We start from the raw sequence: 21,610 nt of genomic DNA, 5'->3' as shown, positions 1-21,610 counted from the left end.
TGATAATACTTTTAAGTAATGAGTTCTCCATTCACAACGATTGCACTGATTGGTAAACATAAGAATCCGGAAATTGCGATACCGCTGCTCAATCTGGCCGAGTATTTGATCGAAAAGAATTATAAAGTTCTGTTGGATCATCTTACGGCATCTCACGTGAGCAGCGATAAGTATCCCGTATTATCGCTGGAAGAAATCGGTGAGCAAGCTGATCTCGCGGTTGTCATGGGGGGCGATGGCACGATGCTAAATATTGCGCGCATGCTAGTTTCCTATGATGTGCCCTTAATTGGCATTAATCAGGGAAGACTGGGTTTTCTCACGGATCTGTCTGCGGATACCATGTTTGAAACGCTCGATGAAATGCTGGCGGGGCAATATACCACTGAGCGTCGTATGCTACTGTATGCTGAAGTGATTCGTAATGGCAGTAGCGCGTTTGGTAGCCTGGCGTTTAATGATGTGGTGCTGTACCGAGGCATGAGCAGTGGCATGATCGAATTTGAAGTGAAAGTTGATAACGAGTATGTGAATACCCTGCGTTCCGATGGTTTGATCGTGGCAACACCCACCGGATCAACGGCTTACGCATTATCATCCGGTGGCCCCATTCTACACCCCAGTTTGGATTTGATTGCATTGGTACCGGTTTGTCCCCATACGCTGAGCAATCGCCCGATTGTCATCGGACCTGATGCCAATGTACAAATCCAGATGCAAAGCGCTGTCAATGTGCGCATCAACTGTGACAGTCATTCCTGTTTTGATCTGGAACAGACGGATAGCATCGTTGTTCGGCGTTTTCCAAAAACCGTGCGATTGTTGCATGCAGTCAACCATAGTTATTACCGTATGTTGAGGGAAAAATTGGGTTGGAGCGAATTTCCCTGATGTGTCCGCACAATGCGCAATTATGCTAACGCACCTAAGCATCAAAGATTTCGTTATTGTTGACCGGATCGAGCTGGATGTGATGCCTGGTTTTACGGTGTTGACTGGAGAAACGGGAGCGGGAAAATCCATTTTGATCGATGCACTGACGCTCGCTCTGGGAGAGCGCGGCGATGTCAGCCAGGTACGGCTCGGTTGTGAGCGTGCTGAAATCAATGTGACATTTGATATCAGTCGCTTGCCGGAGCTATCGCAATGGTTGAACGCAAATGATTTATATGGCGATGCGGATATTTGTTTGCTGCGCCGCATTATTGAAAGCAATGGCCGTTCGCGCAGTTATATCAATGGGCATACGGTGACGTTACAACAACTACGTACTGCAAGCGAATACCTGGTAGCCATTCACAGTCAACACGCCCATCAATCCCTGTTGCAGAAAGACGCGCAGCGTGAATTATTGGATGCTTTTTCCGGTTGCGATGGCTTGACGCGTGCGGTTAGGGCGGCTTATCAAAACTGGCAGGATTGCTATCAACGAAGAATTGCCATGGAGCTACGTGCGGTGGAATCACGCGACAAACGTGATCAGCTTGAATGGCAATTGCATGAATTATCAACATTAAATTTTACATCGGAAGAATGGCACGCACTACAGACTGATCATAGCCGGTTATCGCACGTGGCCACGCTATTGGCGGCGGCTGAAACAGGGATTGAGGCGTTATCTGAAAGCGAATCGTCAATACTGACGCAACTCAATGCAATCAATAGCCAATTGCGCAATCTTCTCGAGTATGACAATCAGCTTAAAACCATTGTCGATTTGTTGGATTCGGCGCATATCCAACTGCAGGAAGGCGTTTATGAACTGAAACATTACCGCCAGAGTCTGGATTTGGATCCGCAAGCATTACAGGATATCGAACAACGCTTGTCAGCGATCCATACGCTGGCGAGAAAATTTCGTGTAGCGCCGGAAGAATTACCACCATTGCGCGAGACCATTACGCAGCAGCTGGAAGCACTCGGTGCGGATTCGAATATCAGTCACTTGCAAGCGCTCGAAGTTACCGCCCAAGCTGAATATTTCAAACAAGCGCAAGCATTGAGCGCGGTACGCCAAAAAAGCAGTAAAGCATTATCCCGCCAAGTGAGTGCTGCGATGCAAACCATTGCCATGGCCGGCAGTGAATTTTCGGTGGCATTGATACCTATGGAACAGGGGAACGTTAATGGTCTGGAACAAATTGAATTCCAGGTTGCAGCTCACCAGGGATTGCCATTACGGCCTTTGGCGAAAGTGGTCTCGGGTGGTGAATTGTCGCGTATCAGTCTGGCTATCCAAGTGATCACCAGTAAAGTCGGCACGATACCCACGCTCATTTTTGATGAAGTCGATGTTGGGATTGGTGGGCAGGTTGCGGAGATCGTTGGCAATTTATTAAAGCAATTGGGGAAAGAACGGCAAGTATTGTGTATTACGCATTTGCCGCAAGTGGCAGCAACCGGGAATCAACAATGGCAAGTTGTTAAGTTAGCTGGTAGCGTAGAAAATCAACATGTGTTGAGCAAAATCACCATCCTGAACCAACAGGAGCGTGTCGAGGAAATCGCTCGCATGTTGGGCGGGATCAACATCACCGAAACAACACGCCGGCATGCAGCGGAAATGCTGCAAGGCAATACCGACGATTAGAATCTGTTACCGAATAAAATGGCTGGTGCCGATTGAATCAACAACCATCCATCGATAGTACTTAGATTTGCATGCTTGTTTTACGTGATAAATTAGTAAATTCAGGAGGAGAAATACGAATGACTGGTTTCGTTTCGTTAATGGCTTGTCATGAATGCGATTTATTGTTGCGCGTGGATCACTCGTTTGAAGAAGGCGTGGTGAAATGTCCTCGTTGCGCTGCTGTTCTGCTCAAACATAAACGACACAGTCTGGATTTGACCCTGGCATATACTATGGCCGGATTGATTTTATTCGCGATCTCCAATGTCTTTCCGATTATTGGTTTCCAGTTCGAGAGGCAGAGCACAGAAACTATTTTGCTTTCAGGCGTCCAGGAACTGCTTGATCAGAACATGCGCCTGCTTGCAGGCCTCGTATTCATTACTACCATCCTTGCGCCTTTTACCTTGCTTGTCACGCTGCTCTATGTGTTTTTACCATTAAAGTTCAATCGCATTGCGCCATATACGGCTGAAGTATTTCGCTTTACATCAGCGCTTAGGCCTTGGAGCATGATGGAGGTGTTCATGCTCGGTATTCTGGTTTCCGTGGTCAAATTGGTTGCCATAGCGACGATTATTCCTGGTGTTGCCCTGTGGTCCTTTGGTATTCTTATTTTTGTGTTGGCTGCTACCACATCCAGCCTCGACCCGGATCTGGTATGGGAAAAATTGGAGTTGACCCATGAACGATCAAACTAACGCGTGGATTACTGCAGCCGCTGTTGGTCTGATAAACTGCCACAACTGCGGCCTGTTACATAAAGTGGCCCAAGCGCATGCCTGTTGTCACCGTTGCGGCACCCCCTTGCATTTGCGTAAACCCGATAGTCTGTCACGAACGTGGGCCTACTTACTTGCCGCTTACGTTTTGTATATCCCGGCAAATGTATTGCCAATTATGGTAACCACCAGTCTGGGATCGACTCAGTCGGATACGATTCTAAGTGGCGTTAGCTATCTTCTCGTCACGGGTTCGTGGCTAGTGGCCTTGGTAATATTTATAGCCAGCGTTTTTGTACCTGTATTGAAGTTGGTTATTCTCACTTATCTGGTGATTTCCGTTCAAATGCGTTCTACGTGGCATCCCCGGGAACGAACACGGCTCTACCGCCTGGCGGAAGTCATGGGACGCTGGTCGATGGTTGATATCTATGTGGTGACATTGATGGTGGCTTTGGTCAAAATTCAAGGATTGGCTGATATCGATGCCGGCAGCGGCGCGGTAGCCTTTGGCGCGGTTGTGGTACTGACGATGCTGGCGGCCATGTCATTCGACCCCAGACTGATTTGGGATAACGCAGAGAAAAATCATGAATGAACACAGCTTAAATGAAAAGCAGATCGACGATCTGCCGGCAGCGAGAGTGGAAACCCGCAGTGGCATGTCCATCGTTTGGCTGATTCCGCTGGTGGCGCTACTTGTCGGTGCATGGCTGGCTTATAAAACATGGTCTGAAACGGGCCCCATCATTACGATAAGCTTCAAAACCGCAGAAGGGCTGGAAGCGGATAAAACCAAAATCAAATATAAAAACGTCGAAATTGGTAAGATCCGATCCATCGAGCTAAGCGATGATTTGTCACACGTTATTGTCACTGCTGAATTGGTTAGGGATGCCAGACATTATTTGACAGAAAGTACGCGGTTTTGGGTGGTTCGCGCACGCATTGCAGCGGGCGAGGTATCCGGACTGAGTACGCTGTTATCCGGCGCTTATATCGGTATAGATCCCGGTAAAGAGGGTGATGATGTGAGGGATTTCGTCGGACTGGAAGTTCCACCGGCATTGGTAGATCGCGCGCCTGGCAGTCATTTTTTTCTGCGTGCCAATAACCTAAATTCTCTGGATGTCGGGTCGCCGGTATATTATCGGATGATCAAAGTGGGGCAGGTGATCAGCTACCGGTTCGCTCAGGATGGCCAATCGGTGGAGATTGATGTATTCATCTATTCACCCCATGACAAACAAATCAACTCCAATACTCGTTTTTGGAATGCGAGCGGCCTGGAAATGTCTCTGGACGCCAATGGCGTACATGTCAGTACCGAATCGTTGGTGACTGTCATGATGGGTGGCATCGCTTTTGATACGCCAAGAAAGTCGAATAAGGCAGAGGAGCCTGTTACCAAGGACCATGAATTTATTCTATTTAAAGACCATCAAGCGACCTTGCGGGAAAGTCACACATTGAAGTTTGAGTATGTATTGCATTTTTCCGGTTCGGTGCGCGGCCTGAGTTTGGGGGCGCCGGTAGAGTTCAAAGGAATACCGATAGGAGAAGTAATTGATATCAATATGGAATTCAATGCGGAATCAAACGATATCATGATTCCGGTGACAATAGAAGTTGTACCTAACAGTATGATATTCAAAGGTGTTTCCAATCAAATGGAATTTATACGTGATAATCACAAAACAGTCATGAATGACCTTATTAAACGAGGGATGCGCGCCCAGTTAAAAACTGGAAATTATATGACAGGTCAGTTATTTGTCGATCTGGACTTTATTCCTGATGCACCTACCGCAAGCATTAATTGGAGAGAAACACCGCCTGTGTTTCCCACCACGCCAACACCCTTTGAGGAAATCAGCACCACAATTGCCAGCTTGGTCAAAAAACTGAAGACGCTTCCATTGGAAAAAATTGGCAGCCAATTTCAGGATTCAGTTATTACGTTGACGTCGACCATGCAGGAGACGGAACGATTGGTTCAAACGCTGAATACTTCCGTTACGCCAGCGATCACTGCAACATTAGATCAGACCCGGAAGACGCTTGCTACCGTGGAGCAAACCATTCAGAGCGACTCGTCCACGCAACGCGACCTGCGCGATGTGTTCGATGAATTGTCAAAAGCCGCCCGCTCCATTCGTATCATGACCGATTATCTGGAGCGGCATCCTGAGGCGCTCATTCACGGTAAACGAGAAAATCAATGATACCGATATCCCGTGTATTTCATTGTCTAGCCGTCTTGGTGGCGATATGGATAGCCGGATGCGCAACTACGCCTACTTATACGTTTTATACGTTAAGCGCTATGCAGGCAGTAGATCCAACGCCTCAAACTGTTGATCGCGGCGGTGATGTCACTATATCGCTGAGTCCCGTTTCATTTCCATCCTATCTTGATCGCCCGCAAATCGTTACCCGATCCACAGCGCATACGTTAGTCATCCATGAATTCCGACGCTGGGGTGGATCGCTGGAAGCTGATTTTGTAAGGGTGCTTGGCGAAAACCTGTCAACTCTTCTAGGCACCCAACGTGTTTTTTTGCCACGGCAAAATGTACCGTTTACTGTCGATTACCGTGTTGCAATCGATGTCAAACGATTCGATGGCGATCTGGGTGAGCAAGTCGTTCTTGATGTCGACTGGATGATCATCACGCAAGAGAATAAAGAGCGCGTGGTAGTCAGAAAATCAGTAATACGAGAAGCCGTGGACTCGCGTGATTATGAGTCCCTGGTGTCAGCTAAAAGCCAGGCTGTAGAGAAGTTAAGTCGCGAAATCGCTGATGCGCTTCGGAAAATCCAGAGTCATTAATTCATATGTTCCGGAAATCCCGGGGCGATTCAAACTCGCATCCATTAACGGACAAAGTGACGGGTTCCTAGCGAATCAACGATCATGCGCCGATAATGCTCGGATTTGCGGATTTGCAAGCGCTCCAGCTGACTTAGATTATCTGTTAGCACCACGCCTCGGGATGGATCAATATTCAGGTGTCGTTGTTTTAACCAGTCACGATGTGTACTGGGCAGCGCCGCATCGTCCAGATTGATCGCATGATTGGTGGCAAGAAAAATAAAATCGTTGAAATCCTTACCCGGATCGGAAATGAATACTTGCTGGTGCGGGAAAACTTGTGCCAGTGTTTTGGCAACGGAGGCCAGCGCTGCATTCTGGCCATTTTCTAGGAATGACACAAAATTCAGTGCCAGTATGCCTTGGTCTGCAAGTAATTGCCGTAATTGCGTCAAAAACTCAACTGTCAGCAGGTGCGTGGGTTCTGAGCCGCCGGTAAATACATCCAGAATGATCAAATCATAAGGGCCTTTAAGCTGGCGAACTTCGTAGCGCGCGTCACCGATAATGGTTCGACCTGTCGGCGTAAATCCAAAGTGATTGCTGGCTGCTTCCGCAACCGCCGGATCTATTTCCAGCGTATCCGTCACGATACCATAATCTTTCAATGCCATTGCCATGTGTCCGGCGCCCTGGCCGATCAGTAATGCATTATTCAGATTGGGCACTAGTGCAGGGATACGGGTCACAATCTTCTGATACGTCAATAGATTTTCACCATGGCTGATGCTGGCCGCACCAATTGTGGAAGCATCTACGGTAAGCAGGCGGATATTTTCTTTAGGCTTGTCAATCACCCGAACCCAGCCGTACAGGCTTTCGCGTTCAAAGCGGGTTTGAAAGGCATCGCTCGATTCCGCTTTGCCTGAATTAGCGATTTGCGGGTATAAACCCGCACTGACGATCACCAATAAAGCGGCTGGTGCCATGACCATCATGGATTTCAAATAATTACGCTCAATAATGGCAACGATCACGGCCAATGCCAGCAGGGCAATCCCCAAGCCGATGAAAATTTCACGCGACCCGACCAATGGAAACAGATAAAAACCGAGGAATAGGGTTCCGATTACGCTGCCTACCGTGCTGACCGCATAGATGGAACCGGTACTGGCACCTACATTGGCCAGAGCCGATGTGGATAACTTCACCGCGAAAGGCCCGACCATACCCAGCATAATCAAGCTAGGGGAGAATAGGATCAAGGTGCTGATAAAACTTCCCAGGCGCAAGCCGAAGGGATCGGTTGCCAGTAGCACAGGCTCGGTTAACCAAGGAATAATCAGCGTTAATAATCCGGCGGCTGCAATGATGAATGATAATCCTGACCGCGACCGGTCCGCCCAGATACCACCCACATAGTAACCTAATGCCAGAGCGATTAATGTCACGGCAATGAGCGAGGTCCATACATAAAGACTGGCGCCATAAAAGGGTGCAATCAGGCGTGTGCCCAACAGCTCGATCACCATGACCGCTGCGCCGGTCAGAAATACGGTGCAATATAGCCAAGCTTTTCCCAGAATATGTGAAGACGGTTGATTCATAGGTTCCCTCTGTAATTTCCCGGATTGTATGCAAGAAACCTGATGCTGATAATGCGGCAAATTGTCGCAGCAGTGATGAAAGCAGAATCACCTGATTTGAATAAATAATAATTAATTGTCTATTAAGTAATGAGTTATACAGCGTGCATTGTGATTTGAAAGGTATTGGCAAGAAGGGTGCGGCATTTTGCCACATTGTTTTTTGGCGCATCGAAAAATATGATTCGCGCTGAAAAAAGTTCCCGTGTTTTGGAAATATTCTGGAAATCAGGTTTTTCCGGAGATATGGAAAAGGAATGGAATGGATTTCAGACTACTTTTTGAGAGCGACCTCAAAAAGTAGCCTTAGTGAGTATTACAAAAATAATTCAATTAAAAAGGGGATCACTCTGACATGATAAAACCTAATCAATTTAAATTTCCTACCCACACTGCTTTGACAATTGCCTTGTTGTTGGGTTCCTCACCCAATGCGTTTTCGCATACCCGCCTGGAGGTACCAACGGTGGCTGAAAACTTGCGGATTTCCAACAATGTTGTCATTGGGCATGGTTGTGGCGATGGCACGAATGTGATCGCGCATTCGGTGGTATTCCCGGATGGCGTGGATTCCATCGTTAAAGTAAACGGCGCACCGACTACCGATACCATCGATGTCTATGTAACCAACTATGGCAATTTGTATCAGAAAATACTCAACCATAGCGTCTTCAAAGATGAAGATGAAAAGCATGATGCCAATGGTAATACCGTTGGATATTACACACGGGACGGCAAAAGCCCTGATTATTACGCCACCTATGTTCCATTCAGAGCCGGCGCAATGGCAATTGAACCTGCTTCTTGCGCCAAAAGCGTAAAAGTGACTTTGGGTATTGCGGATATCTGCAAGATTACGACTAAGGCAGGTTTTGCTGAAGGCATCGTTAATCTCTGGACACCGGCCGTTGGCTCGGAGTATGACGGCCCTGGATTGCACGGCTTCAATTCTCCTGCCACCTTAACAGTAATGCGTGACTTGGTAAATAACCCAATGGATGCGGCGGCTTGTGGCGATGGCTTGGACGTTGAAGTGATTCCATCGGCTGCGCAAATGAATCGTGATATGCCGATTGTGAATAAAAAAGGCACGCAGATCTGGCCGAAACCTTAAGCATAGTAAGTCAAACATATAGCAAGTTTTTTACTAGAGGGTGGGCAAGAACGGGAGCTCTTGTTCATCTTCTTATTTTATGAGGAGTGCGTAATTATGTTGCAATTCCAAAACGCAAAGATCGGTGTGCTCATACTGCTCATGATTTTATCCTGGGCTATTATGGGGATCCATACTGCTCGGGCAGATAGCATGAGTAGTTCGGAAACCAAATTGATGTTTAACAGCTTGGAGTCTTTCCAGGTGAATTGTTTTGCTGACGACAGTGATGGCCAACGTGAGCCCGATCTCGCATTTACTGAAGAAATAGTAAAACTGGCTGCATCGAATAATCCCGAACAGCGGATCAGCGCCTTGTCGCAATTGGCTGAAAAAAGCCCGATTGATGCCGGGGTTGTGCAAAAAGTCCTGCAAAAAGCCATTCTGGATAAAGATTCCAATGTCAGAGGACAAGCCGTGTATGCCATTGCACAGCAAGCATGCGCGGATTTTCCTATTTTGCTGGAGCAGGCACTTAATGACAGTGAGCTTTCAGTACGTATGATGGCGGTGGATAGCTTGGGGGTTGATGAAAAAGGTGTCAGCTTGCTTGAACAAGCACTCAATGACGACGAGGAAGCCGTCAGAGAACTGGCTGCGATGAAGCTTGAAGCTCACAAGAGTCACTGATCGTGCCGTGTTTTAGCATCGTTTGAATAGACAATGACAAATCACTTGTTGTCGAATTTACTAATTTGAAAGGAATATAGGATGAAATTCTCAATTTTGAAGCAAGTTGCGATGGTGGTTTTTGGTGGTTTGATGATGAGTCAAGCCGGTAGTGTGCTGGCGGATAATCAAGGTGGCAGTTTCACCACGGGATTAGCTGCCGGTGTCGATTTTTATCAAATTACCTGCTTTGATGACGGTAACGGCGCACCTTCCTATGCTGAAGCGCAAGTTAAAGATATGACGGCCAACACATCCAAAGTGAATATTTTGCTCTACAAAGGAACGGCTTGCACGACTAATAAGTGTGCGCAATCAAGTCTGGATACTACAGACAGTGATACCGGTTATAGCCCTTTGATTAAAGTCACCCAAGGAGCCGGTACTTATTATCTATTCGTTAAACATACCGCATCGGGTACTGACAGCTACGATGTCAGCGCGCACTGCAAGACCTCAGGGAATGTGCATACCGGTACAAGCTTTATTTCCAGACAGCAGCAATAATCCTCGCTACGGATAAGTTCCCAGTGCCTTTGTGAAGAGGGCATTGGGGAATTTATTTCATCCGCTTCAAATCATTTTTTTACTTTTCTTGACTTAGAAGTGGCTACAACAGTGGGTGCGACATTTTGCCACATTGATAATTTTATGATGAGGTCAGATAATCAAGTCACTAGCAGATTGATCAGAAAGAATTCAATTTATAGAAGGATTCTCATGAAAAATCTCAGTTTGTATGAAAAAGCATCATGAGTGTGATGCGCGAATTGACGGAAAAGTACCTAAATTAGCTAAGGGCATGCAATTAAAAATCACAAGATATTCTATGCAGGAAATCTTAATAAATTATTGGAAAATAAAAGGGTGTAAAAATGCATACAAATCATAAACTAAAATTAATCACAGTTTCAATAATTGCTGCGGCATCAACAATGATTGGACATAATGTTTTTGCCCATACAACGATCGAAACCCCTTCAATCACTGAAGGTGTCAGAGTATCTAATAACGTTGTGATTGGTCACGGCTGCGGAGAGCGCAACGTCATAGGCACTAGCGTGGTATTTCCTGATGGTCAGGATTCAACCATCACAGTGGATGGTCAACCGCATACGGGTGTACTGACCGATTTTATACAAAACTGGGGAAATCTGAATCAGAAGGTCTATAGCAAGGCTGTTTTTACCTTTCAAGGCGAGACAGTGGATGGCAATGGAAATGTGTCTGGTTTCTGGGCGGGTGGCGGTGATTCCCTGCCGCATGACATGAGCGGCTTTATTCCATTCAGAACCAGTGCGGCGATTATTGAACCGGAATCCTGTGCCGCCAGTGTGAAATTCCATGTATCGGTTGTCGATATTTGTGAAATCACGCCCGTTTCCGGATTTAGCGATGAGACAATTAATCGGTGGACCCTCGCAGGATTGGGTACGCCTTACGATCGTGTCGGAGAAGATGGCGCAGCATCACTGACCATTACTCGTACCAGCGCTCTGCCGGCATCTTGCGGTGCCACTGGAGTGGCAGTTGAAGTTAAACCTTCAGCCGCGCAAATCAATCGTGATATGCCGATTAAACTGGATGGCAACCAAGTTTGGCCACAGTAATGATTGGATATTCAATATAAGTTGCTGTGATTAAACCTCGCTCTCCCTCCTTCTCGGAGCGAGGTCTTTTTTAAGAAATTAAAAAAGCTATATTAGTGTCATCAATGAAATACAAAACAGTAATGGAGGATTGATAAAATGTTGAACATAAAAGTACAAAAGTTTTTGCAAGTGATTTTTGTTATGACTACAGTTGGCTATGCGGCATTGAGTAATGCGCATGAGGTTGGTGCTACCATGGACCCCAATGGTAATGTTGCCGGTTTTACCGGTTTTGCACTTGTTAGTTGCAGTAGTGAGGGAAACATTCCTACAGATCACTTTGTTGCAAGCATTAAGGACACTTCGCCGCCGCAAGATAATTTGCTGGTGAACTTGCAAATCATACACGTCGGCAATGGTTTTAATCATGCGATCAGCACGACCGATCCCATTTCAGGAGATGACGAATTCAGTCCGCCGGTCAGTGTGCAGGGCGGAAATAGTTCATACCTTTTACTGGTAAACAAAACGGGTGAAGGTGCGAGGTCGTTCATAATATCGTATCATTGCCAGTCTGCAGATAATCCACCTGTGCACACAGTCACAAGTGAAAACCCCGTGGTTTACCAATTTGAGTAATGACCAACGATTGGTTTGGTGCGATTTCACTTTATGTTATGGAGGTAATTGTGCGATGAAAAGAATAACAATTTTGATATCTATCATACTAAGCTTGTTTTCTACAGTATCCCATGCGGAACATCTAGACCAAACGTCATCTTCGTGTCATTTGACCACATTGGATGGTAGCTCAACGTATGATTTACAAGAATTGAAAGGAAAGGTTGTCTATATGGATTTTTGGGCGTCCTGGTGCCCGCCCTGTGCAAAATCTTTTCCGTTCCTGAATCAATTGAACAGCGACTTGAAAGATAAAGGACTGCATGTCATCGGCGTCAATCTGGACGAAAAAATTGCAGACGCACAGGATTTTCTTGCTAAACATCCGGCCGGTTTTTCGATTGTTGCAGATCCGAGCAAACAATGCGCCAAAGGTCTGGAAGTGATGGCAATGCCAACATCGTATTTGATTGACCGGCAAGGCAACATCCGCCATGTGCATCAAGGGTTCCTCCCCGGTGAGTCTGAGAAATTACGTGCATTGATTACGCAATTGGTAATGGAACCTTAGCTAGGGATTCTTTAGTACTTGCCCTCTACATGAAAGAAATTCGGTACTATCTAGCAATCTCCGGGGCAATATTCGTAATAGGTATTGGCGGAACCGGATGTGTCAATGTCGCGCCATGGGAACGAGGCAATCTCGCGAAACCTCAGATGGAATTAGATCCACATCCATTGCAAAGTGAATTACAATCGCATAACTACAGCAGCCGCGAAGCGGCACCAAGCCATAAATCCTCTTCAGGTGGCGGCGGTTGTGGTTGTTATTAAGCGAATCCCCGCTAAATGCGTTGTTTTAGGTAAATGAAATTTGCAACGAAATAGTATGCCCCAGCGCCAAGGCGGCAACCAGCAATTGAACGATCCGGAAATCTCGTCTGTAAAATCAAGAAATACGCTACATGCATTGACATCCGCGGCATTGGTGTTGCCTGGATTATTGGTAACACCAGGACACGCGGCAGGAACAGATCGGATCAATTTTCAATATAGCCGATACCAGGAAGGTGAGCGTAACCTCTTTGGCGCTCCGAACAATCTAAAACCTATTAGTGCCGATGTTTTGCATGGCAGCGGTATTTTTTCTTTGACGGACCGTACCAAATTTACTTTTGGGTATACACAAGATACTTGGTCGGGTGCGACACCCGTTACAACAACCCCATTGGCTACTACGGGGGGTAATCGCCCCTATTTCAATAATGGCGTAATGGTTGGCGCTTCTCCATTGCTGCAAAGTGATGTGCTGTTAGACCGTGATTTGAATCCTATTGGGCGCGATCCTATTACCAAGCAATTGGTGGGAGGTGTCGATCCGCGGTCCGTATTGGTGATGTCATCAGCCTCGCCAGAAACCCGCCGTCAAGCCACTTTTGGTTTAAGCCATGAATGGAATGAAGCCGCCATTAGTGTGGCGGGTGGTTTTTCACGAGAACGTGATTATAAATCCAGCTTTGGCAACATCGGCGGGCGTCTTGATTTTAACCAGAAATTGACCAGCGTTAAATTCAATGGCGGATATACGCGCAGTGATATCGGTGCCATTCTGGATCATGATTCTTCCCCGTATATTACTAAGACTGCTTATTTATCACAAATTGCTAGTCGTGGCGGTTCTGAGATCCTGCAAGGCAATCGGCAGGACTGGGTAGCAAATGTCGGCGTATCGCAAGTGCTTACCAAGAACGCATTGGTAGATGTCAATATTGGTTATACGCATAGTAATGGGTTTATGGAAAACCCCTATAAAGCAATGTCAGTGATTTTCATTGATCCAGATAGCTTGAATGGGCAATCCAATTTAATTACCGGTAAAGTACGCGCACTGATCGAGCAGCGCCCGGACATACGTAATCAAGTAGCGTTAAATACAAAATATATCCAATACATCAACACGTTTAATGCGGCCATGCATCTTGGTTACCGATTGTCGGTGGATGACTGGGGGGTCAATACCCATACTTTTGATGCAAGCTGGGTGCAGCCGCTTGGAAGCGGATGGACGTTGACACCGCGTATTCGTTATTATTCGCAAGACGCTGCCAGCTTTTACCGGCCTTATTTGTTTTCTCAACAAGCCTTCAATAGACAAGAGGTTGATGGTTCCGGACGGAAGATCTGGATCGACCAAAATGATCTTACTAAGCAGTATTTTGGCGATGATCGATTTAATCTGGTTGATCAAAATGGCAGCCCTGTTGATGGGTTCTCAGTCAATGCTGCCGCTAAAATGGTCTCCTTTGATGCAGGAAAATTACCAGGTAATTTTTCCAGTGATCACCGTCTGGCGGGTTTTGGCGCGTTAAGTGGTGGTGTGGTATTGAATAAAATGCTCGGCAAAGGCGTTGCGCTGGAAGCCGGTTTTGAATACTACACCCGCGCCAGCTCGATGCAAATAGGCAGTGGTAATAACAGTTTTGCGGATTTTGATTACTATGTGGCGAATGCGGCGATAAAGTTTGATATTGAACCGACCACTTCGCTGCAGATGGGTGGTTCCAGCGGATCTTCCGGATCCCATGTTCATGCTTCCTCGCATCATCATCACAAAATTCCCCCTGCGGGTATCATGTTTGGCCATATGCTCGATAAGCCGGGCGATTTCATGGCGGGATACCGATTTATGTTGGGTAAATCCGCTGGCTCCATGATGCATGGCGCGCATCAGGTAAGTGATCAAACTATTGTCGATCAGGGTTGCAGTGATACGATACCGTGCCGATTTACGCCAACTTACATGAACATGCACATGCATATGCTCGACATCATGTATGCGCCGACTAAGTGGCTTAATGTCATGCTGATGCCGACTTTTATGGATATGGACATGAATCTGCGCAGGTTGGACGGGGCGCCACCCGCTGCGTCGGGTGTGCATGAACATACAGGCGTGGCGGGTCATGAAACCGGCGCTGTCGGAGATACTTATTTTTCATCACTGATTAAACTAATTGACATTCCGGGGCATCGTGTGCACGTGAACCTGGGGCTCAGCGCACCGACCGGCAAGGTGGATATCAAATTACGCCGCATGGCCCAAGAGGATGGCGGATTGATTCATTTCGGCATGCAGCTTGGCAGCGGCACTTGGGACTTTATGCCGAGTTTGACTTATGCCGGCGAATACAATCGTTGGTCCTGGGGTGCGCAATTCAGCGGTGTCAAACGCCTGGAAGAAAAGAATAAATCCGGTTACCGGCTGGGCGATATGTTTCAGGCGACCACGTGGGGCGGTTTTGATCTGACGCAATGGCTGACAGCATCAGTGCGTGGTGCTTACACTTTGCATGGTGCGGTGCATCGAGATTTCGATGCATTCAATGCGCGCATTGGGCCGATGGATTTTCCTGCCAATTATGGCGGGCAATTCTGGGATCTCGGATTGGGCGTGAACGCCGTCATTCCGAAGGGACGGTTTGCCGGTAATCGCTTTGGCTTTGAATGGATACAACCCGTCAGGAATGATTTCAACGGATTCCAATTGGATCGCAAGGGATCACTTGCGGCAACCTGGAGTTATCAATTTTAAGTACTGCGCGTTAGCAAAATATCGTGCCAAACCTCAGTTATTACCACTATGATTTTAAAGCAATGGGCTCGCCATGCTCGATTCAGCTTTATGCCAGAAATTCAGCGATGGGAAAACGTGCGGCCAAAATTGCCATGGATGATGTATATCGTCTGGAGGCACGCTATTCCCGCTATCGCGACGACAGTTTTTTGTCTGAAATCAATCGCACTGCAGCGCGAGGAGGGCGAATTACCGTTGATGATGAAACTGCCGGACTGTTGGATTACGCAGCGACGTGTTACCAGCAAAGCGATGGTTTATTTGATGTTACCTCTGGAATTCTGCGTCAGGCCTGGGATTTTAAATCTGGTGTCATACCGGAACAAGCAACCATTCACGCGCTGCTCAAAAAAATCGGCTGGCATAAACTAAGCTGGCAACGGCCTGTATTGACTTTTACTGTGCCGGATATGCAGATTGATTTAGGCGGGGTCGTCAAAGAATATGCGGTGGATCGTGCCGCAGCGCTATGCTGGAATGCTGGAATCCGTCACGGCATTGTCAATCTGGGCGGAGATATCAAAATCATTGGACCGCATGATGACGGCAGTCCCTGGCGCGTAGCGATACGGCACCCCCGTCAATCGGAGGGTGTACTGACAACGCTATTGTTGCATTCCGGTGCGCTTGCGAGCAGCGGCGATTACGAGCGTTGTATTACATTGAATGGTTTGCGTTACGGACACGTGCTCAATCCGCAAACGGGCTGGCCCGTCAATTATATGGCGGCGGTGAGTGTCATCGGCGATTTTTGTGTGGTTGCCGGCAGTGCATCGACGATCGGTATGCTCAAGGAAGAGCAGGGCGCTGATTGGTTGGATGCACTGGGTTTACCCCATTTATGGGTTAATGTGCATGGCGAGATGGGCGGATCTCTTGTGGATGACGATGCACATAAGCCCTATCGGCTGATTTGAATACTACCAGCCTGCCTGGTAAATATTATTAATAAGATTCACTGCATTATCATAGAGCCTGGTAATGCTGTGTCGATCAAACCTAAGATCATTCAAATCTGCCAATTCACTAGGCATGACTTCTTTCAAGTCAAAATTAAATTGAATCAGCGGTGTGACGTGATGGGAATCCTGGTACAGTTTTCCGGTTTTATCGGTATTGGAAACCGGATCATGTATGTCGGCAATGACATGAATTAATTCTTGGATCTCTTCGCTTGGGAGTGTAATGGTATAAGTATCGAAGAAATGATCGGGAACCGGCGAAGAATTAAATGCGAAGGTTTCAAGTCCCAGCGTTGCGCCCACTGCTTGTGCCAGACCGCCGCCTAATGAGTGACCTGTTACCGTAATTTTGCTGCCTGGATAACCATTGACAATGTCCTGCGCAAAATTAAATGCATGTTTGAATTGATCACTGACGGTGCCGGTGCCAATGGCGGCATCAGCCACGACATCACGGGCGACATCTTCTGTTTCTTTGAATGAACAAGGAAAATTACAAGTTTCAGTGCCGCGAAATGCCAGAACCAATTCATCAGTATCGCGGTTCTTATAGACACCCGCATCCATTCCCGAGCTTTTTCCAATGGATACGATCAAATCCCACGAACCGACAGTGGCATTATCAAAGTCATATATCGCATCAGCAAGCTGCGCATAGGGAATAGACCGCCCCAGCAAGTCGACAGCACGTCGCTCTTCTGGAAACAGCATGCCGTAAGGCTTCCAGGTCTCATTGGGCACATAATCGGGATTGTTGTATATTTCGACTTTGGCTAAATCAAACAGCATAGTCGCTGAATCGTCAATGTTCGGTACCGTGGTCAAGCTGACGGCGTAGCGCTCGGTACCAAACTCTTTAGGCACATCCACTTTTGGCAAAGTGAGTAATCCACTCGTCGTTGAATAAATTGGACTATTAAGCTCCGAATTATCATCAAAATCTATGATTAATAACTGAAACCGGCCAGGATTGTCTATCCCCAGCCATTGTAGTGTTGCTTTGTAGCGCTGAGTATCTGTTTGCTCGGCGATAGCTATTTTTTGCAAGCAGACCAAACCGCTGGTTTCAAGAAAAGTCGCCGACGCGGTTAAATCCACGCAATCATCAGGCAACGCACGTGCCGGCGATGCAACGAACATCAGGGTTACAAAGCTCATCAATCCGACATAGTATAGACATCTGTTTTTCATGGAATTATCAAGTGCAAATTGGTTTAATTAAAATAGGTAAATCATAGCTTGTTTCCTTTTTATTAACCAATACTATTGCGATGTCTGATCAGCAAATAATCATCAACACTATGAAATGATGTTGCAGAGCAACACTGAGTAGCTGCGCAATGCGTCGTTTGTAGAAGTAGAACAGCTATGTAAATTTTATGGTGTAATTGGCATTTATCCATATGGATATGTGATTTTCCTCTAAATGGATAAATACATGATGAATGCTTCACAACGCCGCATTGCTCACCTGGATATGGATGCCTTCTATGCATCGGTTGAGCTGCTACGTTATCCGGAGTTACGCGGTTTACCCGTGGTAATCGGCGGACGTCCGGAGCACACCCCCACGCTGCAGGCAAATGGCAGTAAACATTTTTTCAGGCTGCGCGAATATAGTGGTCGTGGTGTGATTACAACCGCCACTTATGAAGCGCGCGCAGCGGGTGTTTTCTCTGCGATGGGCGTTATGAAAGCAGCGCAACTCGCACCGGATGCGATTCTTTTGCCGGTTGATTTTGATAGTTATCGCCATTATTCGCGTCTGTTTAAAGCGGCAGTTGCCGGCATTGCCTCACACATCGAGGACTCCGGAATCGATGAAATCTACATTGATTTGAGTCATCTTCCCGAGGATACTTTGGCGCTTGCAAGGCGTATTAAACAAGCGGTCAAAGATGCTACCGGGCTATCGTGTTCAATCGGTATCGCACCTAATAAATTGCTCTCTAAGATCTGTTCGGATTTAGAAAAACCCGATGGACTCACCGTGCTGGAAATGTCTGATATTCCCGGTCGAATCTGGCCATTATCGGTACGTAAAATCAACGGTATCGGCCCCAAAGCCGCCCAGAAACTCGCGTTGCTCGGTATCACAACCATCGCCGAATTGGCGCAAGCTGATTTGAGTTTCCTACAAATCCACTTTGGCCGCAGTTATTCGGCTTGGTTATACGAAGTTTCCCGTGGCATCGATCAACGCCCGGTAATCACGGACGCCAAACCGAAGTCCATCAGCCGGGAAACTACTTTTGAACGCGACCTGCATCCTCGCCAGGATCGCCTGATGCTATCAGAAGCATTCACAACGCTCTGTACACAAGTGGCGGAGGATCTGACGCATAAAGGGTATGTCGGCCGTACCATCAGCATCAAATTACGATTTGAGGATTTCCACACAGTCACGCGCGATTTTACATTAACCACACATACCGCTGACCCTGCGGTAATACGCCGCGCAGCGGGAGAATGCCTGCGGCGGGTATCGCTCAGAAAAAAACTTCGACTGCTTGGGGTAAAAGCCAGCGCACTGTCTCCGATCCATTCGATGCAGGATGCCGCAGTCTCTCCTCAAAGAGAATTGCCGCTCATAAGTTGATATTTTTAAATATTATTATATGGAATAATCATGAGACTCTGGTCTATACACCCAAGCTATCTGGATGCAAAAGGATTGGTTGCGCTGTGGCGGGAAGGGCTGTTAGCGCAAAATGTGCTACTTGGCAAAACCAAGGGATATAAAAACCATCCGCAATTAATACGATTTAAGGCTGTTGAAAATCCTGCAGGGGCGATTGCCGATTATTTACGCGGTGTTGCCGATGAAGCGGATCAACGGGGCTATCATTTCGATAGAAATAAAATCATCCATGAGGAGTTGCGTGGATTAATTCCTGTGACCACGGGCCAGGTAGCGTATGAATTCAATCATTTATTGGAAAAACTCAAGAGACGGGATCCGGAAAGATACACACGGCTATGTACAATCACTGAAATCAAGCTTCATCCCCTATTTAATCAAGTGGACGGTGCTAGGGAAACCTGGGAAATAGTCACAGCCTTGCATCTATGATCCTGAATCACTGAATAATCACCGGTTTATCAGAAAGCTCATTTTTTTCATTGCCCTGACGAGGCGGAAAGTGTTTTTGTAAATGACGACTGATGGTATGAATGCCTGCAATGACGCCTGTTTCAAATTGCTGTTGCCGGAATGTCGTTTCCATCGCGCGGCAAATCGCTTCCCATTCATGACCAGCTACTTTGGCATGAATGCCGCGATCCACGATGATTTCCACATCACGATCGGCAAGCAACAAATAAATCAATACGCCATTGTTGTGCTCGGTATCCCAGATGCGCAGCTGGGAAAATACTTCTACCGCACGTGCACGAGCGGTTTGATTCTTGAGCAATGCGGTGGTACTGAGTGCGGCCTCAACCGCAAAACAAATTTCTCCGCCGTGCTGCATTTCCGATTGCTGAATAGCGTGTTCGATAGCTGCCAGGGAAGCGGCGGGGAATTTTCGGCGTACTGCCAATTGACCGGTCGACAGATGTCGTAGGATGCGGGTCAAATTCATTTACCATCTCCCCGACGCGCCACCGCCGCCAAATCCGCCACCACCACCGCCGAATCCACCCCCGAAACCGCCGTTTCCACTATTGCCGCCGCGATAATAATTGCCACGTCCATTCCTATAAAAACCGCCGTCCGTCTGTTGAAAAAGGCTGAAAAGAAATGCAAAAACAGCTACCAGTAGTGCAGCAACGATAGAAGAAAGCATGAACCAGCCGATCAACCCTATACCGATACTTGTCACAGTGGCTCCGGCAAGGCGCCCGAGCAATGTTTGCAACAACCTTCCTAGTACGATGAGTGCTATTAGAATGGGAATGAAGTGATCGAGTGCGCTGCTGAAATCGGGGGAAGCAGCGCTGTGCCTGGTTGGTGGCGGCAATGATTCTCCCGCAATCAAACTGAGCATGGCATCAATGCCTGCATTAATACCGTCCGCAAAGTTTCCTGCTTTAAATTGCGGTACGATGATTTCTTCGATAATGCGTTTTGCCATGGCGTCAGGTAATGCGCCTTCCAAGCCATAACCAACTTCTATGCGCAATGCGCGGTCATTTTTGGCAATAAGCAGCAAGGCACCGTCATCAATTTTTTTACGTCCTATTTTCCAAGCTTCAACAGCGCGTATTGAATATTGTTCAATTGCTTCAGGTTGTGTCGTAGGTACGATCAACACCGCAATCTGGCTACCTTTTGTCTTTTCAAATGCCGCTAATTTTTGCTCCAGAAGCGCGACTTCATGTGTGGAAAGTGTTGCAGTCAGGTCGGTGACGCGAGATTTAAGCGGTGGAATCGCTACTTCGGCTTGGGAACATACCGCAGTGAACAGTAGAGTGACTAACGCCAGAATTCTTATCCCAATCGGTATCATTCCGCTGGATATCATCGTGTTATCAGTTGTCGGCGTGTAAAGCACTGGTACTACCTGGCGGGCGCTTGAAGGTTAAAATCAACCTTGGGTGCCGCGGAAATTTCCTGCTCATTGTCAACAGTGAAACTGGGTTTTGTCTGAAAACCGAATGCCATGGCCGTGAGATTGCTGGGAAAAGAACGCACTACGATATTGTATTCCTGCACTGCTTTGATATACCGGTTGCGGGCTACCGTAATGCGGTTCTCGGTGCCCTCCAGTTGCACCTGCAAATCGCGGAAATTGGCATCCGATTTCAGTTCCGGATAATTTTCTGCCACCACCAGCAAACGTGAAAGCGCGCCCGACAATTCTCCTTGTGCATTCTGAAACTTGGCAAATGCATCCGGATCGTTAATGAGTTCCGGTGTGACTTGAATGCCGCCGACTCTGGAACGTGCATTGGTGACACCTAATAACACATCTTTTTCCTGAGCGGCAAATCCCTTGACCACATTAACCAAATTGGGAACCAGATCAGCGCGGCGCTTATATTGATTCAACACTTCCGCCCAGCTTGCTTTAATCTGTTCATCCGTTGATTGGAGCGTATTGTAGCCGCAGCCACTCAGAATCAGTGTGCTGATGAATGCCAGAGTCAGTAATCCTTTGTGCATATAGTATGTCTCCCATAAAAAATCAATTGTCCAATATATGGCGATTCATTCAATTTT

At 47.1% G+C, this 21,610-nt stretch carries 22 protein-coding genes; 17 read left to right on the top strand and 5 right to left on the bottom strand.

The annotated features are described in order from the left end of the window. Positions 1-18 precede the first annotated feature (18 nt). The 6 genes from C8R34_RS11690 (at position 19) to C8R34_RS11665 (ending at position 6,187) form a co-directional block, all read left to right on the top strand. The gene (locus C8R34_RS11690) at positions 19-891 is read left to right on the top strand and encodes an NAD kinase (RefSeq protein WP_110340886.1); all 873 of its coding nucleotides are present in this window, start codon (positions 19-21) and stop codon (positions 889-891) included. 22 nt (positions 892-913) lie between these two features. Beyond that, a complete protein-coding gene (gene recN / locus C8R34_RS11685) occupies positions 914-2,590 on the top strand; it encodes a DNA repair protein RecN (RefSeq protein WP_110340933.1) in 1,677 nt (558 codons plus the stop codon). Between the two features lie 119 nt (positions 2,591-2,709). Further along, positions 2,710-3,333 (top strand): paraquat-inducible protein A, encoded by a 624-nt coding sequence (locus tag C8R34_RS11680; protein ID WP_165872562.1) that lies wholly within the window; start codon positions 2,710-2,712, stop codon positions 3,331-3,333. 7 nt (positions 3,334-3,340) lie between these two features. Then, positions 3,341-3,952 (top strand): paraquat-inducible protein A, encoded by a 612-nt coding sequence (locus tag C8R34_RS11675; RefSeq protein ID WP_375342127.1) that lies wholly within the window; start codon positions 3,341-3,343, stop codon positions 3,950-3,952. After that, positions 3,945-5,579 carry an intermembrane transport protein PqiB gene (locus tag C8R34_RS11670; RefSeq protein ID WP_110340880.1) on the top strand — a complete coding sequence of 545 codons (1,635 nt, stop codon included), beginning with the start codon at positions 3,945-3,947 and terminating at the stop codon, positions 5,577-5,579. Before C8R34_RS11675 ends, C8R34_RS11670 begins: the two co-directional genes overlap by 8 nt. Beyond that, positions 5,576-6,187: a membrane integrity-associated transporter subunit PqiC gene (locus C8R34_RS11665; RefSeq protein WP_110340878.1), complete on the top strand. Its 612-nt coding sequence runs from the start codon at positions 5,576-5,578 to the stop codon at positions 6,185-6,187. The genes C8R34_RS11670 and C8R34_RS11665 overlap by 4 nt, the downstream gene beginning before the upstream one ends. Before the next feature lie 44 nt (positions 6,188-6,231). Here C8R34_RS11665 and C8R34_RS11660 read toward each other — a convergent pair whose 3' ends face one another. Continuing rightward, complete coding sequence (locus C8R34_RS11660; RefSeq protein WP_110340876.1) at positions 6,232-7,776, bottom strand: fused MFS/spermidine synthase; 1,545 nt, start codon at positions 7,774-7,776, stop codon at positions 6,232-6,234. A 394-nt stretch (positions 7,777-8,170) separates the two neighbouring features. Between C8R34_RS11660 and C8R34_RS11655 the strand changes: the two genes are divergently transcribed. From C8R34_RS11655 to C8R34_RS11615, 9 genes are all read left to right on the top strand, one after another. After that, positions 8,171-8,929 carry a hypothetical protein gene (locus tag C8R34_RS11655; RefSeq protein ID WP_110340874.1) on the top strand — a complete coding sequence of 253 codons (759 nt, stop codon included), beginning with the start codon at positions 8,171-8,173 and terminating at the stop codon, positions 8,927-8,929. A 96-nt stretch (positions 8,930-9,025) separates the two neighbouring features. Continuing rightward, positions 9,026-9,598 (top strand): HEAT repeat domain-containing protein, encoded by a 573-nt coding sequence (locus C8R34_RS11650; RefSeq protein WP_110340872.1) that lies wholly within the window; start codon positions 9,026-9,028, stop codon positions 9,596-9,598. 81 nt (positions 9,599-9,679) lie between these two features. Further along, positions 9,680-10,144, top strand: coding sequence for a hypothetical protein (locus C8R34_RS11645; RefSeq protein WP_110340870.1), 465 nt, complete (start codon positions 9,680-9,682; stop codon positions 10,142-10,144). A gap of 368 nt (positions 10,145-10,512) precedes the next feature. Then, complete coding sequence (locus C8R34_RS11640; protein ID WP_110340868.1) at positions 10,513-11,247, top strand: hypothetical protein; 735 nt, start codon at positions 10,513-10,515, stop codon at positions 11,245-11,247. Between the two features lie 138 nt (positions 11,248-11,385). Then, the gene (locus tag C8R34_RS11635; protein ID WP_110340866.1) at positions 11,386-11,868 is read left to right on the top strand and encodes a hypothetical protein; all 483 of its coding nucleotides are present in this window, start codon (positions 11,386-11,388) and stop codon (positions 11,866-11,868) included. A gap of 55 nt (positions 11,869-11,923) precedes the next feature. Then, positions 11,924-12,421, top strand: coding sequence for a TlpA disulfide reductase family protein (locus C8R34_RS11630; RefSeq protein WP_110340864.1), 498 nt, complete (start codon positions 11,924-11,926; stop codon positions 12,419-12,421). A 29-nt stretch (positions 12,422-12,450) separates the two neighbouring features. Further along, on the top strand, positions 12,451-12,684 hold the full coding sequence (locus C8R34_RS11625) for a DUF4266 domain-containing protein (protein ID WP_110340862.1): 234 nt from the start codon (positions 12,451-12,453) through the stop codon (positions 12,682-12,684). 55 nt (positions 12,685-12,739) lie between these two features. After that, positions 12,740-15,442, top strand: coding sequence for a DUF3570 domain-containing protein (locus tag C8R34_RS11620; protein ID WP_110340860.1), 2,703 nt, complete (start codon positions 12,740-12,742; stop codon positions 15,440-15,442). A 23-nt stretch (positions 15,443-15,465) separates the two neighbouring features. Further along, positions 15,466-16,401, top strand: coding sequence for an FAD:protein FMN transferase (locus C8R34_RS11615; RefSeq protein WP_207896470.1), 936 nt, complete (start codon positions 15,466-15,468; stop codon positions 16,399-16,401). Between the two features lie 3 nt (positions 16,402-16,404). Here the strand turns inward: C8R34_RS11615 and C8R34_RS11610 are convergent, their stop codons facing one another. Beyond that, positions 16,405-17,637, bottom strand: coding sequence for a lipase (locus tag C8R34_RS11610; protein ID WP_258364476.1), 1,233 nt, complete (start codon positions 17,635-17,637; stop codon positions 16,405-16,407). A gap of 250 nt (positions 17,638-17,887) precedes the next feature. Between C8R34_RS11610 and dinB the strand changes: the two genes are divergently transcribed. Both dinB and C8R34_RS11600 read left to right on the top strand, forming a co-directional pair. Then, complete coding sequence (gene dinB, locus C8R34_RS11605) at positions 17,888-19,045, top strand: DNA polymerase IV (RefSeq protein ID WP_110340929.1); 1,158 nt, start codon at positions 17,888-17,890, stop codon at positions 19,043-19,045. Between the two features lie 30 nt (positions 19,046-19,075). Further along, complete coding sequence (locus C8R34_RS11600; RefSeq protein WP_110340856.1) at positions 19,076-19,519, top strand: pyrimidine dimer DNA glycosylase/endonuclease V; 444 nt, start codon at positions 19,076-19,078, stop codon at positions 19,517-19,519. A gap of 7 nt (positions 19,520-19,526) precedes the next feature. Here C8R34_RS11600 and C8R34_RS11595 read toward each other — a convergent pair whose 3' ends face one another. The 3 genes from C8R34_RS11595 to C8R34_RS11585 are packed head-to-tail and all read right to left on the bottom strand — an operon-like array spanning position 19,527 to position 21,553. After that, on the bottom strand, positions 19,527-20,030 hold the full coding sequence (locus C8R34_RS11595) for a TPM domain-containing protein (RefSeq protein WP_110340854.1): 504 nt from the start codon (positions 20,028-20,030) through the stop codon (positions 19,527-19,529). After that, entirely contained in the window at positions 20,031-20,942 is a 912-nt protein-coding gene (locus C8R34_RS11590) for a YgcG family protein (RefSeq protein WP_309146189.1), read from the bottom strand. A 5-nt stretch (positions 20,943-20,947) separates the two neighbouring features. Continuing rightward, on the bottom strand, positions 20,948-21,553 hold the full coding sequence (locus C8R34_RS11585; protein ID WP_110340852.1) for a LemA family protein: 606 nt from the start codon (positions 21,551-21,553) through the stop codon (positions 20,948-20,950). Positions 21,554-21,610 lie beyond the last annotated feature (57 nt).

It is taken from the genome of Nitrosomonas sp. Nm84 (assembly GCF_003201565.1).
Lineage (GTDB): Bacteria > Pseudomonadota > Gammaproteobacteria > Burkholderiales > Nitrosomonadaceae > Nitrosomonas.
This window is presented reverse-complemented; position numbering and strand designations above follow the sequence as displayed.